The organism is Rhizobium sp. Leaf262, assembly GCF_001422245.1.
Lineage (GTDB): Bacteria > Pseudomonadota > Alphaproteobacteria > Rhizobiales > Rhizobiaceae > Agrobacterium.
The window spans coordinates 1-14,075 of the sequence record NZ_LMMM01000008.1 but is presented as its reverse complement, the minus strand read 5'-3'; the positions used below and the strand labels follow the sequence as shown (position 1 = coordinate 14,075).

The 14,075-nt window shown below is 54.2% G+C and carries 14 protein-coding genes; 9 read left to right on the top strand and 5 right to left on the bottom strand.

Annotated elements, in window-relative coordinates; translation table 11 throughout:
- Positions 1-125: 125 nt before the first annotated feature.
- A complete protein-coding gene (locus ASF29_RS10235) occupies positions 126-845 on the bottom strand; it encodes a lysozyme inhibitor LprI family protein (protein ID WP_062450597.1) in 720 nt (239 codons plus the stop codon).
- Positions 846-922: 77 nt separating this feature from the next.
- Between ASF29_RS10235 and ASF29_RS10230 the strand changes: the two genes are divergently transcribed.
- From ASF29_RS10230 to ASF29_RS10225, 3 genes are all read left to right on the top strand, one after another.
- Positions 923-1,660 (top strand): hypothetical protein, encoded by a 738-nt coding sequence (locus ASF29_RS10230; protein ID WP_062450596.1) that lies wholly within the window; start codon positions 923-925, stop codon positions 1,658-1,660.
- A gap of 162 nt (positions 1,661-1,822) precedes the next feature.
- Positions 1,823-1,945, top strand: a complete 123-nt coding sequence (locus ASF29_RS25040; protein ID WP_280136423.1) for a hypothetical protein — start codon at positions 1,823-1,825, stop codon at positions 1,943-1,945.
- Between the two features lie 216 nt (positions 1,946-2,161).
- The gene (locus ASF29_RS10225; protein WP_156462611.1) at positions 2,162-2,881 is read left to right on the top strand and encodes a DUF6683 family protein; all 720 of its coding nucleotides are present in this window, start codon (positions 2,162-2,164) and stop codon (positions 2,879-2,881) included.
- 390 nt (positions 2,882-3,271) lie between these two features.
- On the opposite strand, the gene ASF29_RS10220 is transcribed toward ASF29_RS10225, so the two are convergent.
- Positions 3,272-4,045, bottom strand: coding sequence for an SMI1/KNR4 family protein (locus tag ASF29_RS10220; RefSeq protein ID WP_156462610.1), 774 nt, complete (start codon positions 4,043-4,045; stop codon positions 3,272-3,274).
- 109 nt (positions 4,046-4,154) lie between these two features.
- Positions 4,155-6,170, bottom strand: coding sequence for a hypothetical protein (locus tag ASF29_RS10215; protein WP_062450657.1), 2,016 nt, complete (start codon positions 6,168-6,170; stop codon positions 4,155-4,157).
- Positions 6,171-6,737: 567 nt separating this feature from the next.
- Between ASF29_RS10215 and ASF29_RS10210 the strand changes: the two genes are divergently transcribed.
- Together ASF29_RS10210 and ASF29_RS10205 are read left to right on the top strand one after the other, a co-directional pair.
- Entirely contained in the window at positions 6,738-7,685 is a 948-nt protein-coding gene (locus ASF29_RS10210) for a YiiG family protein (protein ID WP_082453454.1), read from the top strand.
- Positions 7,686-7,908: 223 nt separating this feature from the next.
- Complete coding sequence (locus ASF29_RS10205; protein ID WP_062450593.1) at positions 7,909-8,121, top strand: hypothetical protein; 213 nt, start codon at positions 7,909-7,911, stop codon at positions 8,119-8,121.
- A gap of 640 nt (positions 8,122-8,761) precedes the next feature.
- On the opposite strand, the gene ASF29_RS10195 is transcribed toward ASF29_RS10205, so the two are convergent.
- Positions 8,762-9,202, bottom strand: coding sequence for a helix-turn-helix domain-containing protein (locus tag ASF29_RS10195; protein WP_062450591.1), 441 nt, complete (start codon positions 9,200-9,202; stop codon positions 8,762-8,764).
- Between the two features lie 107 nt (positions 9,203-9,309).
- Between ASF29_RS10195 and ASF29_RS10190 the strand changes: the two genes are divergently transcribed.
- The 3 genes from ASF29_RS10190 (at position 9,310) to ASF29_RS24330 (ending at position 11,426) form a co-directional block, all read left to right on the top strand.
- A complete protein-coding gene (locus ASF29_RS10190) occupies positions 9,310-10,527 on the top strand; it encodes an MFS transporter (RefSeq protein ID WP_062450590.1) in 1,218 nt (405 codons plus the stop codon).
- A gap of 262 nt (positions 10,528-10,789) precedes the next feature.
- The gene (locus ASF29_RS10185) at positions 10,790-11,056 is read left to right on the top strand and encodes a WGR domain-containing protein (RefSeq protein WP_062450655.1); all 267 of its coding nucleotides are present in this window, start codon (positions 10,790-10,792) and stop codon (positions 11,054-11,056) included.
- A gap of 214 nt (positions 11,057-11,270) precedes the next feature.
- Positions 11,271-11,426 carry a hypothetical protein gene (locus ASF29_RS24330; RefSeq protein ID WP_156462609.1) on the top strand — a complete coding sequence of 52 codons (156 nt, stop codon included), beginning with the start codon at positions 11,271-11,273 and terminating at the stop codon, positions 11,424-11,426.
- Between the two features lie 453 nt (positions 11,427-11,879).
- On the opposite strand, the gene ASF29_RS24680 is transcribed toward ASF29_RS24330, so the two are convergent.
- Positions 11,880-12,269 (bottom strand): hypothetical protein, encoded by a 390-nt coding sequence (locus tag ASF29_RS24680; protein ID WP_200925531.1) that lies wholly within the window; start codon positions 12,267-12,269, stop codon positions 11,880-11,882.
- A gap of 553 nt (positions 12,270-12,822) precedes the next feature.
- Between ASF29_RS24680 and ASF29_RS10175 the strand changes: the two genes are divergently transcribed.
- Positions 12,823-13,932, top strand: a complete 1,110-nt coding sequence (locus ASF29_RS10175; RefSeq protein WP_062450589.1) for a hypothetical protein — start codon at positions 12,823-12,825, stop codon at positions 13,930-13,932.
- Positions 13,933-14,075: the final 143 nt, after the last annotated feature.

The following is a 14,075-nucleotide window of genomic DNA, read 5'->3' as shown; positions in this document are numbered from 1 at the left end:
TGGACATTCCGACTTCCGAAAGAACAATCTGTAAATCGGCAGGGGGTCCCGATGCTGATACGCATGATAACGCCTTTTATTTCTCACGTTGACGGGGTCATTCCTGTACGCTTAATCACACCTTGTCACTCCCGTAGAAGTCGAGTGACGATTTGCGGTGAGTGCGGGCGAAAATGGTAGATCTTCCCGTCGATCGACAAGTGAAGCATGTGCGCAAATGGATCGTCGAGCAGAACGCCGTCTCCGATCGAGACCGGACTGCCCCTATCTACCGATGTCGCTGTGAGCGAATAAGTCAGGGGTTTGCCGGTTTCCACTGCCACCGCGGTAAGAAAGGCGGATAGGGCGTGCTCCTGTTCATCCGCCGTTGCAGCGCTCACCACCGACTGCCAAAGCTGGACAAGATCCTGTTCCGGAAGCACGTCCTTCAGCCAGCGCAGTCTTTCAGCGCTGAGGCGCACCCGGCAATCCGCAAGTGCCACGCTAGCAAAGGATCCCGTCTGAAGCGCCGCTTCAGCGGCACATGTGGTGTCTCGATAGTCTATCCAGATGCGCTGGGCATTGCGGAAACGCTCCTGCTGAGATGCTTCCAGTGCCGGCAGCAAACCGGACCAGGCCTGATTGAGTTCATCGTCTATCGTCTCGTATGACCTTGCGAGACAATCGAGCATTTGGCTTGTAACCCCACCGGACCGTTCCATGCAGCTGCTTGCAATAAGGGCCTTGGTTTCCCGAGCCGCCGATGGCATGGCCGACAAGAGAACGGCGGCGAATGGGACCAGCCTGTTCCCACACCCCCACTTGCCGCGCGCTGTCTCGGCTCCCATACTCCATTGCGAGAACATTGCTTACGTCCTTTCCCTGAAGCTACAGTACTATATGCTTGCTTCCATCGTCCTTGGGCAATGTGGCAGGAACAGGAATGATCGGGAACCCAACAACCGCGAAAAGAATTTGGCTCGGAAACTTCGGCGGGCTGGCCAGAAAATCCATCCTGATCCTGGTAGCACAACTCTGCTGCGCGGCCCCCCTCCTCGCACAACAGTCCGCTTTGGCGCACAACGATCCAGACGCTACATGGCCGGCGTTCATTCGCTCCCCGAAAGACCTGACTGGTCTGCCTCCTGCGCGCCAGAAGGAAAAGCTTGACCGGCTAGGCGCAGCTTTTATCAAAGATCCCGCATCGGTCAGCGACGCTCTCGAAGCGGAGATCGGCGGGCGGGCGGCACTGCGCACCTACCTGTATGTAATGCTCCAGCAGGGGCGCCATGACGACATCGCTGAACAGGTCCGCAACGTCCTGCATGCCGGCCAGCTCGGCCGTCCTTTTGCCGATATACTCAACACGGCCGAACATCAGGATGGATCCATTTGGTTCCCGCTTGCCGAGCAGGCCGGCTTCTTCCTTGGAGGAGTGGCTGCGGTTCTGGACGGCAAAAGCGACGAAAGCGCCAGCTCGCGGGGCACCTCTGACTGGTTTGGGGCAGACGACGCTAGACAAGACCTGCGGTTCTTGGCGGAGAAGCTTGACATGCATCCGCCAGTAGGGAACGAAACCGCTGCGGACTGGCTGCTCAATGCACTGACCAATTCGCGCAGCGGACTTTCCCGTCCTGCAGCTCAATGGTTCGAGAAGGGGTTCAGACAATCATATCGGTGAGGAAGTGAGGTGCCCATGCTAGAAGAACACGGCCTCATCGCTCCATAAAGCCAGCAAGTGTCGGTTCTTTATCTCTCAGGTTGACCAGTTGGCGGGCACAAAGAAAGAGATCGCCGAGATGGAGGCCGCCATCGCCAACTGAATTTGCCGCTGGGTGGGGCTATGCCGGAGCCTCGACCGCCATTCGCACGGGCACCAGACTTTGCGCTGGCGTTGTGGCGTCAGCGCACCTCGGAAGCAGTCGTCACGCGGCTGTCGGACGCCTTGCTGCCTGAAACTGGCTGACTGGCGGTTACGACAGATGAACAACTCAGATTTCTGCCGAACATATGCGGTTTTATGCCTTGTGCTGCTGTTTGTCGTGACCTTGCTACGGCCGCCCTGTGCTCAGCGAAGAATGACTTTGTCGGTACCGGAGCAATACCTCCTATAGAGGAAAATGCACGCGGTATTGACAAGCTTTCGACACTCTAGCTTCACTATCTGACGATTGGAGGCAATATGAACAGAATTATTATGGCCCTTATTGGGGTACTGGTGACGGTCACGCCGACGTTTGCACAGGACTACGCCTGGCAGAATTTCGCTGCTCAGGACGCCATGAACACGCTACACCATCAGTTGCTGAGGCAAACCATCGAGGGCTCGCAGTCGCAGGGTGGCTCCGCGCCCACACTCGCTGCCTCCGAAACCGTAACCACCTATTCCACATCGCGCCCAGTCAGCGCCAAGGCACAGCGGCAATTCCTCGATTTTATTAAGGAGCGCTCTGGGAAAGAGGCAGAACGAGCTGTGGCCGGCATTTTCGCGCAACGCGTCCCGCAGGATATGTGGGCCGAGCTTGTCGCTGCCGACGGACTGGAGCCGGGCGATGCTGTCGATGCGATGGTGTCCTACTTCGCCCTGAACTGGGTCATCGCTAATCAGCAGCCGGATGCAGAATTCTCGCTTGCCGGCGTGCAACGACAGGTACGCGCCGCCATGCAAGGCGATCCTGCTTTCCAGGCACTCGACGATGCGGGTCGACAGGAATTTGCCGAAGTATTGATGATGAATTTCCTCCTGCAACAAGCGGTACTGTCGGATGCCTATGTCCGTGGTGATGCTCAGATGATGCAGCAGCTGGCAGATGCCGCAGTAGCACGCTTCAAATCGGAAATGGGCATTGACCTACTTGCGCTCAAGCCAACGCCGGCAGGCTTGGTTGCCAGCGCGCCCTAACCGCCATTATAGCGTTCTTGAAGGCAGCTCCAGCCAGCATTCTGATCGCCATCTGTCGTTTGGCACTTAATCGTAAGAATGTGGCCATTCATCCAAGGTTTGGCATTTAAAATGAGACTAGCGTGACGTGAATCTCGGTCCGGGATGACGATATAGCTAGACAACCTTCTGTAATCGTTGAGATTTGCAAAGGCATCGCAAGCGAGATGTTCACAATGAGTATCGTGACAAATCTCAAATTATGTGCAGCGCTAAGTATATGATTTTGTTTGAATCCGTGTCTCGCGATTAAATGCCAAACGACACTTTTGCCGCGTTGCAAAAGTAGGAAGTTTGCGCCGAAGGTGAAGTCCGGGTTCAGCCCAACGCGCTCAGTGAGCTTGGTTTAGCTCACGCCGCCCGGTTCTGTAGGTAGAGGCCTCGAAAAAACACAGCCATGTTTGGCCACCAGAAAGTAAACTCATCTGTTTCCCACGCGGCCAAAGGATCGTCATCGGATTGGCTGAAAAAAGCCTTGCAGACACGTGGCGACGGACCTTGGCGATAGTCCAGCAGAACAGCCTGGCTACCGGCACATGCGATAGCGATCAGGCGTGGATCAAGCTTGCTACAATCCAACCTGCCGAGATCGAGATCCTCCCATTTCACCGTCAGAAGATCACGTAGAGGTGCGACATTCTCCAGCGCCAGATATTGATGGGTTGATTGGGGAATGGGCACAATATCATCGTTCTGTGGGTTGTTCCTGTCTCCCCAATGAAGAGTATCCACCCAACCGCCGTTAAAATGTTTGTAGACGTCACGCCACGGCATTGGCAGGCGAATTCCCAGTCGGGCTTCCTGCGTGGCAATCTGTGCCTCGGTCAGTCTTCCGCTCTCTTTGACGCCAACCCGTCTTACCCAGATACGGTTCTTTATCAGTTCGGGATCCGTCTCGTTCTCCATCACCGTGTGCTGGTTCAGGTGCCAGGTAAATATGTTGTCCACATCCACACCCGTAACCGGCTGTTTCAACCGCTTTTTCTCGCGGCGTGTATCAGGATTAACGGGGCTCCAGTGGAGGGCCGACTCGTCATCGACCTTGCGCTCCTCCAGCATCCTCAGAAAAAGCCGCTCGGTTTCAATTTCCTCTGAAGTGGGCGAAGAAGATGCAGGTTTCGTCATTCTCCGTAAACCTTTTCGCAAAAGCCGCTAGGGCCGGCGAAACTGGCCGACCTCTGCGAACATTTCTCCAGATCACGATAGCTCAGCGGATATCTCTGATTTCAAGCTCTTACTCGGAGGTTGCCTGAATATCCACCTTGTCGAGCAAGCCCATGGGATCTTCAGAGGCAGCAACCAAATCCAGAAGGCCGAGACCGTTTGCGCCGGTGGCTTTGACGGTCACGATCAGTGTTCCAGGAGTGCTGACGAAGCGAACCAGTGCTTCCACTGCACTCTGGAGTTTTGGCTGTTCGGCCGCAATCTGCTGCAACATCATGCTGGCCACCATTGTTAAAGTACCGCGCACCTGATCTTCGGTCATTTCATTCTGCAGAGCATAGAGTTTGATCGCCTTGGCCATCATACCCTCGTCCCTGATTGTCAGTTTCACTTCACGACCCGCGAGCCCGAAGAGGGCGGCCTGAGCACGGCCGACATCGAACGCGAAGAACTCTTCTGTAAACCCGCTGACCAATCCGGAAAGATTGACACTGCCGATATCCTTGCTGCGGAGAGAGATTTCCCTGATGAGCAGGTTCTTGTTCGGCTCATCCCATCCGGCAGAGAGAGCATAAGACAGGGCGAGAGATTCAAGCCCCAGTTTACGCGCTTCAATGAAAACTTCCTCCGATGAATCCACCGGGATGGGAACAGAAAGCTCGTCCTGTCTGATCTCAATATCGGTCGGGATACCATTGTAGGGCTTTGTCAGCCCCATCTCGAAATTTTTGAGCTTGAACTGAACTCTCTCGGGCATATCCCCTGTGATTTCTTCTGTCTTTTCCGGGGTGGCGACATCGACATTGATACCACCGACACGCACCCTGCCCAGTTCCGGCATCAGGCGCGTAAAAGCGAATGTTTCGATCTGCGTATCGTCTAGTCCGATGATCTGTGAAAGACCATCAATCGTTGAGCTCCAGTCAAACCCATTGAGGCTTGCCTCGCCCACTTCGATCGTGTCGTCACCACTCTTCATTGACAGGCCATAAAGGCCAAGACTAAGCTTGCGGCTCTCCATCTGCATGTCGATGCGATCGATGCCGCCAATGACACGCTTGCCAGCCGACCCCTCACTTTCGTTCGGCACGTCTGCTTTTAACCCCAGCAACTGCATGTTGCTCTTGCCAATCATGTCAAGGACCGACAGACTTTTGGCAAAAATTGCCTGACGCTCCTGCGGCGAAGGTTCGTGAGTGGTTTCGAGTGTCGTGAGTGTTTTCAGGGTGTCCAACAGCGGCTCTGCTGGCATGCGCGCCGTGAAACCATCACTGCGGATCTCGTCGTAGCTGAAACGACCGTCGCCCTCAGAGAAGGAAATATTTTTAACCGAGAGAGGACCATAGACCGGCTTTGCTTCCTTGTCTTGAGGACCTGCTTTTTCAGTGTACAGCCTTGCTATATAAGCCGCATCGAAATCCTGGCCGACTATGGCACCGGTTGAGACGATCATATGCTTTTTTTGGGTCTCGCCGGCACTGGTCGGCAATTCCATCTCGATGTCGTAGCTGGCATTGTCCACCGAGTATTTGGCGATCCGCCCATCGGCAATGTCTGAGAGCGTGACGTTCCTGTAAACGGTTTTCTGCTCGGTGCTGGCAATGGATTGCGTAACTGTCATCTCAGGTGTGAATATACGCGTCGCCGCGAAGCGCTCGATGTGTTTGGCGAGAGATTCGGAACCACCATCGCCTGGTTCGTCCGAGCGCAAGGCTTCTTCAAAGGAAGCATTCTCAATGCGCGCATGCGCCACCGAGAGTGTCCCCGTTGGCACATCGATAGCGACTTCATTGATATCAAGGGCACCGTCCAGAAAAGGAAATTTGGGACGTCCATCGATCGCCGCGATTTTTATCATTTTGCCGTCGGCCAGAGGTAATGTCATGTCGCGGACATGAACCTGGCCAAGAAAATCGACCTCGACGGAACGGGCCGTTGCTCCGCGGCTGGAAAGAAGTTCGCTGACCTTTGCCTCGTAGTAGGTTTTGCCCCCGACAACACCAGTGGCAGCAACAGTGATAATTGCAGCTGTCGCCCATAGAGCCTTGCGTCGGCCCGTGCCGGCTTTTCTATCTGATTGGTCCACGAATTTGGTCCCCTGCACGAATTGAATCTGTCCGCCTTTTAGGCGCGAAAGTTGCCAGGCAAGAGGTGCCCAGCGGCCAGCGGAAGTTTTGCAACATGATCCGGTTGTTTGCTCAAGCAAATCGATGGGTGTCCCGTCGGATTTGCAGACGAAAATCGATGTGTTGTTTACCAAGAGATCAAACGGTTTCAAGATGGGCTTCGCCTGCGGCTCGAAAGCGAATTATTGTCTGAGGTTATGACTGTTTGAAAGGAGCAAACGTGTTCGACTCGCATTTGCGACATTGATATCGACTGGTCTAATTCTATCTTGGCGTGGCGGCGGGGGGACCCTTCGCATCCTCGATCTTTGTAAGTGGACGAAGCTTGTGGTGTGATGCCTACCCTCCTGGATCGTCCTCCGGTTGATTAATATGCTCGTTAACGATCGAAACACCTCAAGCTGCGATAAAGGTTTCAGATCCCAGTTGATCTTTTCTCATGTCTCAATATACGCCAGAGTTGGGCAACAGCCATTGACCTAGCGCCTTTTAAACGAATGTAAGACCACGATTGCAGGGAGATTTTGATGCCGTTTTTCAAGAAGTTTATGGCCGCTACCGCGCTAGTTTTCGTTTTGCAAAATTCGCTCGCAGTCGGGTTTGTGGCTCGTTCGGCATTTTCACAGACTGCTTCGGAAGCGGCGGTATCTGAAGAGGTCACAGCCAAGCTGAACACCTATGTTGGGTTCTTGAACCGGACGCTCAGAGCATCAGAGTCGTTGGAGAGGTACGACAGTTGGGTGGATATGAAAAAAGGGCCCACTGGCAAAGAGAGGATCATCTACGGTCTCTACTCGCTTTACGATGTCCGAGATGAAGCTTCTGCCGTGGTCGCCGCTACGCAGGCAGCCCCCAAGATGCCAGAGCTTGATGCTGCAATGGCCGCCTATGTCGAGACGTACCAGCAGCTTGCGCCCGTCATTGAGCGCGCCAACAAATATTACGAGAGACAGGACTACAAGAGCGATAAGATGGAGGCCGGTAAGGGCTTCCATAAAGAGATAGCTGCGCTTGCTCCCTTATTTGAGGAGCGCCGCAACACGGTAGATACTGCGCTCCGCACGGAGAAGGTGAAAGCGGATCTGGCGTCACTGGCCGCGCTGGAACAAAGCGAGGGTAAAAAGTCGCACTGGCATGTCCGCAACGTGATGTTTCGTGCAGAAGCGGTGATGGATCTGATGCCGACAAACGATCGTCCAGTCGTGAAGATGACCGACTTCAAGCAAGCACTGGATGAATATTCGGGCGCTGTGCGGGAGTTCGATGATTACGCGCTGGAGCATCCCGATTCGTTCCACGTTTTTGAATCGCAGCCTGCGTCACTTTTATCGAAGCTGCGTGATTTCGACGAGAAGCTGGAGAAGGCAAAAGGCGACGCTCGCAAAGGGGCTGGCGAGGATATGCAGTGGCTGGTGTCAACCTACAATACGATGGTGAGCACGGCCGAGACGGCCACAACGTTTGCCAAGGACTAGGTCCAGTCGGCTTGAACGTGGGATTTTGGCCAACTTGACGAACAAAAGTAGAATATGGATTTTGATGATCGAAGGTGCCGGTGTTTGCGTCGCAAATATCAGGCGCAATACCGAAATTTAATCGCGATATTTGCAACAGGCTATGGTCTACGTTCGTGGTGTCAGCCAACCTGTGAAGAACTAGGGCCAGCCAGTCCGTGGCTCTGAACGATAGGAGAGACCAATGACGCACGGCTTCCGTAAAAGCATATTATTTCCGATTACTCTGATGTTAGCTGGTATCGCCGCGTTTTTTTTCTTCCTTTTTATGACGGGGCATGATCCCGACGAAAAGCCGCTGACATTGATCCATTGGATTATCGGCGGAGCGCTGATCGGTCCAGGTTTTGGCTACCTCATCCAATGGAGGCGGGACAGGGACCGATCCAAGCTATAGGCAACTCACAGCGTTGGCGGCCCTCGCCATTATCCTGATTTTTGCAGATTTGCGAAAGTCAGTATAACACTTCAAACAAACTCGGGGTTTTCGCAACAACGACAAATTACCAATATGATCGAGGCTGACTGTGGCGAGATTCTTGAGAAGAACGCTCATTCTCGTATCTGTAATCGGCCTCTGCGCCTTGATAGCCTTCCATGCTGCCCACTGGTGGGCCTTGGGCGCTCACGACAGCTGAGACTTTTTTCAACGTCCGCCGAGCCACGTTCCGCTTCTTCACAATCCAGAGCCTATGGCTGTTCTGGTTCGAGTGCTTTGATCACGAATGGGTTTCGTTTGTAGCGAAGGCGTATTCGAGATTCATCCGTCTCGAGGCTATCGCAACGCAGTCGTTGCACCGCTGCTTCGATTTCTCTGGCACGCGGACCATTATATGGGTCTTCTCCCGCCCAATGCTCACATTGAGCACGACGGTCCAGAAATGCTTCGACATCGTGAGGCAGTTGGACCGTCGCAGACGCCAGGACGGCTGTTACCCAGAACGCAAGTATCATCATGTCCTCCCTGGCATCCTCACTTTTCGATAATCCTATCATCGGTGTGAGCTGTTGAGAGCAACCAACCGACCGGTAGATGCTCAGGCTGTGACCCGCGTGTCGCTCCAATCAAGGGATCGACCATCGGCGGATCGGATAACCAGTCGTGCGATTGGCCTGCCGGTTTCTTGCTCTACCAGTGATGAGCGTTCCTCGTCCTCGGTGAACAGGAAATCTTCGCCCCACTGGCGGAGTGCAACGATGACAGGGAACAGACCGCGTCCCTTCTCGGTAAGGATATATTCGCGGTAGGCAGTTCCATCAGATGCTGGTGCGGTCTCAAATATTCCTCGCCTTACCAGATCACGAAGCCGAGTGGCCAATACACCCCTGCTGATGCCGAGCCCGTTCTGGAACTCACCAAAACGGCGCTTACCATCGAAAGCATCGCGGATGATCAGGAGCGACCACCAGTCTCCGATTGCATCAAGAGAACGCGCCACCGGGCAACCGGAATTCCACAGGCTTACACGTTTCACCATCGGTACAGGTCTCCATCTTTAACAATCTGGTTCTATCTTAGAACTAGAAATGCGTTGAGCCAAGTGGTCTTGGAGTGCACCAAAAATACGATCACAAGGGCCACCAAATGAAAGAGAAGATAGACTATGCCGCGCAAGGAACGCGGGAGCAGGGATTGTCTGGACTACAGACCCTGATTGTTGCGGCTGCAGCCGGTCTCAGCGTAGCGAACATCTATTACGCACAGCCCTTGCTTGACCTGATGGCCCATGATCTTGGAATACCGCCAGCCACGGTCGGCCTCATCGTGATGTTGACGCAGGTCGGTTATGGGTTGGGGTTGATCTTCATCGTGCCGATTGGCGATCTCATCGACCGCCGTAAGCTCATCATCGCTCAGGGATTGTTGTTGGGGATCGCTCTTGTGATTGTCGGGGCAGCGGAAACGAACGCGATGTTGTTGGCAGGCATGAGTGCGGTCGGCTTGTCGGCAGTTCTCGTACAGACACTTGTCGCTCAGGCGGCGGCCTTAGCCACTCCGGCCCAGCGGGGTAGGGTCGTGGGCACGGTTACCAGCGGAATCGTAACAGGCATTCTTGCTGCGCGATCATTTGCAGGAACAATTGCAGATATCGGCGGATGGCGCTCGGTGTATTTGACATCTGCATTTATCACACTCGTGATGGTCGTCGTTCTCATGGCGATGCTGCCGCGCCAATCTGCGAAACGGACCGTGGAGACGTATGCCCATGCTCTACTCTCTATTCCAACCATGTTTCTCCGGGAGCGGAGCTTGCTGTATCGAGGCGTGCTTGCACTTTTGATCTTTGCTGCCTTCAGCACGTTCTGGACCGCGCTTGTCCTTCCGCTCAGCGCCCCGCCATTTTCCTATTCACACACGAGGATAGGGCTGTTTGGCCTGGTTGGGCTGGCGGGAGCGATTGCCGCAACATGCGCAGGAAGACTTGCGGATGGAGGTCACGGCCGATGGACAACGGGGTGTTCTCTAGCGATCTTGCTGTCATCCTGGGGACTGATCGCTCTCCTTCCGGTCTCAATGGTGAGGCTGGTCGTGGGCGTCGTCTTGATGGACCTGGCGGTACAGGCCGTTCACGTCACCAATCTCAGCGCCACCGTGGCTTTCAACCCGCAAAAGAGCGGACGCTTGGTTGGAGGCTACATGGTGTTCTACTCGGTTGGTAGCGCCGTCGGCGCTATTGCTGCCACGACAACCTACGCGCGGTTCGGCTGGATGGGGATTTCTCTCCTCGGGGCCACGTTCAGTGCAATTGCCTTGGCATTGTGGATCACAAGCGAGATATCAGCTAGGATCAATGAAGCGTAATCGGTTCGCGTCGCATTCGCATGGTTTCATCACCGGTATTCCCCCGGAACGCGCGAACGGCACGGCGCGATTCCGTTTGCGAAATGAACACGGGTCATTCAGCGGCTTTATCCCAGCGCTCTAAAGATCGCATGGCGGTGTTTTGCCAAGTCCGGTGACAGGTCACGCGCAAGCAGATCGTATCAATATTTCGAATCGGTATCGACGAACCGATTCAAAACTGTCGTTGGACATCCGCAGGCAGATTTTCGATTCTGCCGGGATGAGTACACAGCACAACCATGTTTATATCGAACGAATTGATGCCCCCCGAAACATGGCGCGGTACTACGTGCTGGACATGACATCCACGCTGTTTGGAGACGTGTGTCTCACGCGGACCTGGGGCAGGATTGGCTGCCGGGGCCAATGCAAGACGCAGCACTTCGCGCGAGGGGAGGACGCGTTGATCGTGTTTCTTGACATTTTGCGACGAAAGACTATCCGGGGCTACCGGGCGCCGGCCCTTATAAATGGCCCGGTTCGGTAGGGGAGGGGAGAGCGGACGGCCCATGCTCGGACTTCGAATGATGGGAGATCATCCAGCGCGCCGGGGGCAGCCGCAGTGCATGTTCGGAAAGCACGCACCCCGTGCCAGCGATGTTCTATTCATGTTCTCATCATCAAATGAGTCAAGACGGTTCTTAATATCGGTTGATTGAAAGCATGATGTAATTTTATCTAGCGTTCAACCGGAGGTGATAATGGAAGAATTGAGGAACGCGCTCAAAGCGCTCAGGCTGGCGCATGATTTAGTTCGTGCTGTGGATCGGGGCATGCTCACATATCTGATTGAGGTAGCAGTCCAGCAAGCTGAGTACGACATCGAACAAGAAGAGAAAAAGCAGGCGCGACATTGAACGAGATCGAAAGCGGATCACAACGAAAGCGCCGCATATGGCCGTGGCTGGTGTTGTTCGCCGTTACACTTCTGGCAATTTATGGCTACCGACAGGCCGTCCTTGCCTGGGAAGATATGGCCAGAACGTGGCGAGACCTCGTGCAGCTATTTTGGTGGATTATTCCAGATCGGCAGCCGTGAAACCAAAACAAAACCCGCCAGGTCGGCGGGCGAAGTTGAGGATGACGCGCGTACTGAATACATTTCGCGCTTGGTGTCGAAACTGCACGGCAAAAGTGAATGCCTGGTAAATTTCTGGTAGCAAGAAACCTGCTGGGTCAGATGGATTTCTTGTTATTTCGCGCTGCTGGCGCGCAGACACCTATCTTTCCGACCGGCTTCGGTTTGGGCCCCAGTCCCGCAAGGTCAAACAGCCGCGCCCGTAACATGACAAGATGGGGCTGAATGCGCTTCAGTTTACAGGCATCGCGCCGGTCGTGCCGCATTTTGCAAACTTGCCTTTGGCATCCTTGCACTGAGCAGCCTTTTTCTTGACTGGCTCGCACTTGATGAATTTTCCCTTTGTATCTCTGCACTGTTCAGCACTTGCAGGAGCGGCGGCAAAAGACGTCAGGGCTGCGCAGACGAGTATGGATTTCCACATTGATCTCTTCTCCAGGTCACAATTGACCTGAGACGACGTTACATCAAGCGCAAGACGGACGCCATATTCCTGTCTTTTCCGCCACATGACAATTATTAAGGCTAAGAGCGCTTCGTACATTGCGACAACAGCCTCTGGATTGATCAAAACCGGAGACTCCGATTTTGTAGACTGCGTGAAGCTGATGAGTTTGACCATTCGTCTTCCTCTCAAGGTTGACCCATGCCAGTCGTGACATGGGCACGGCACGAAGCTTGGAGCAAGGCGGAGAGGCCCTAATGTTAGTTCGTCGAGGCAGAAAGGCGAGGCGGTGTGCCAACTCCCTGAATCAGTGCTGCAGGTGACAGTTTTTCACGCGATATCTCTGTTCGTCCCCGACATAATCGCGGCTGTCCCCAGCGAGCCTTTTTTACATTGATCCGGATTTTAGCGGCCAAATAATATTTCAGGGAGGGTTTGTTCTGGGGTCGGGGGCATTGTTGAAGAAAAGTTTGATCTATCTTCAAATGTATATCTGAGATTTGCGATAACAAAAAAAGTTTATAAAAGCGTCAAATATTTTTATATACATGTTTTTATTTCCCATTATCTATGATTAAAAATCAGAAAGTTATCGATCTTGAAGTTTATTATCCAATTTATACTTATAGTTGGATATACTGTAATTTGACACGTTTCTATATATACATGATTATAGGGTTGTTCAATACGATCAGTGCTGAACGTTGTTTCAACTTTTCAGGAGGCACAATTGGCCAACCTTTCTTTGACTGCCCGCGGTTCTCAGGCGTCTACCGCTCTCTACACCACTCTCAATCTCGGCGCCGAGGTCGCCACGCGACTTGAGGACGCCGCTGTCCACATCATCGAGATCGGGCGCCGCTCCACAGAACAGACTTTCGAGCGCGGCGATCGCTTGCAGCAGGCTGCAGCGCTCGTGCCGGAAGGCGCGTTCGATACATGGGTCGACAAACGTTGCGGCATCAAAGCCCGAAGTGCTCGCAACTATATGGCGGTTTTCCGCAATCTGTCCGACTACCGCGATGAGCTCGTTGATCTCTCGATCGGATCAACCGTTCTCTTCCATTTGAGTGCTGCAAGCGCAGATCAGATTCAAGAAGCCATCGCTTTCGCTAACGACAACGGCGGTCTGAAAGTGGCGGATGTCAAATCCATTCTCGAGGGTGGCAAAAGGGACGATGACGGGCAAGATGGTCCTGAAGCCCAACTGTTCTCAACCGGCGGCGCAAGCGGTCTGAAGGCCCTTATCGCCCAGAAGACACGCACCGGCTTGAAGGCGTTCATTGCGCATGTCCATGACATCCTGGAGATCATCCGCGCGGCGCTTGCCAAAAAACGGGTCATCAAGGAAGCGCTGTCGCGATCTGTCCAGGAACTCGCCCGTGTTGCACGGCAGGAGCTGGAAAGTCTGGCCCTCTTCATTGAGGCCGATCTCGAGTTCGGTCGCAATACGCGACTGGCGGCCTTCCCGGCTGGTAGCGAGTGGGCCCATGTCACAAAGACGCTTTTCATTCTCGGAAGCATCGAGGACTGGCCGAAGGCTGCGCTGGTCAAGGCGTGGCTGGAAACCGAAGTGGTGCCGGTTCTGGAATGGAGCGTCTCAAAAGATCGGAAGCCCAAGTGGCCATTGACTAGGCAGATGATCGAGGCAGTCGAGTACACCGTGTTGAGCAATTTTCCTGTGTCAGACGTTGGCGATGACCAAGCCGTGGTGACCGAGATCGCGGCCGACGGTTCGCCATCGAAACGGCAGTCTGTTGGTAATGTGCCGGCGCTTGTCCCGGACGTCGGACTTGCCGACCTCGATGATGCATCGCTCGCTTTGCCGATGTTGGTCTAAGCGTCACCAGGAAGAGCGGCCGGATTGTCCGGCCGTCTCGGACCGCCAAAAGGGCCGCTTGTCGGCCCTTTTTATTGTTTGGTTTTTTGCAGACCTTCGGCGGCCTTGACCTTCCGATCAACACCCCGGCTCGGTTCGCTGGC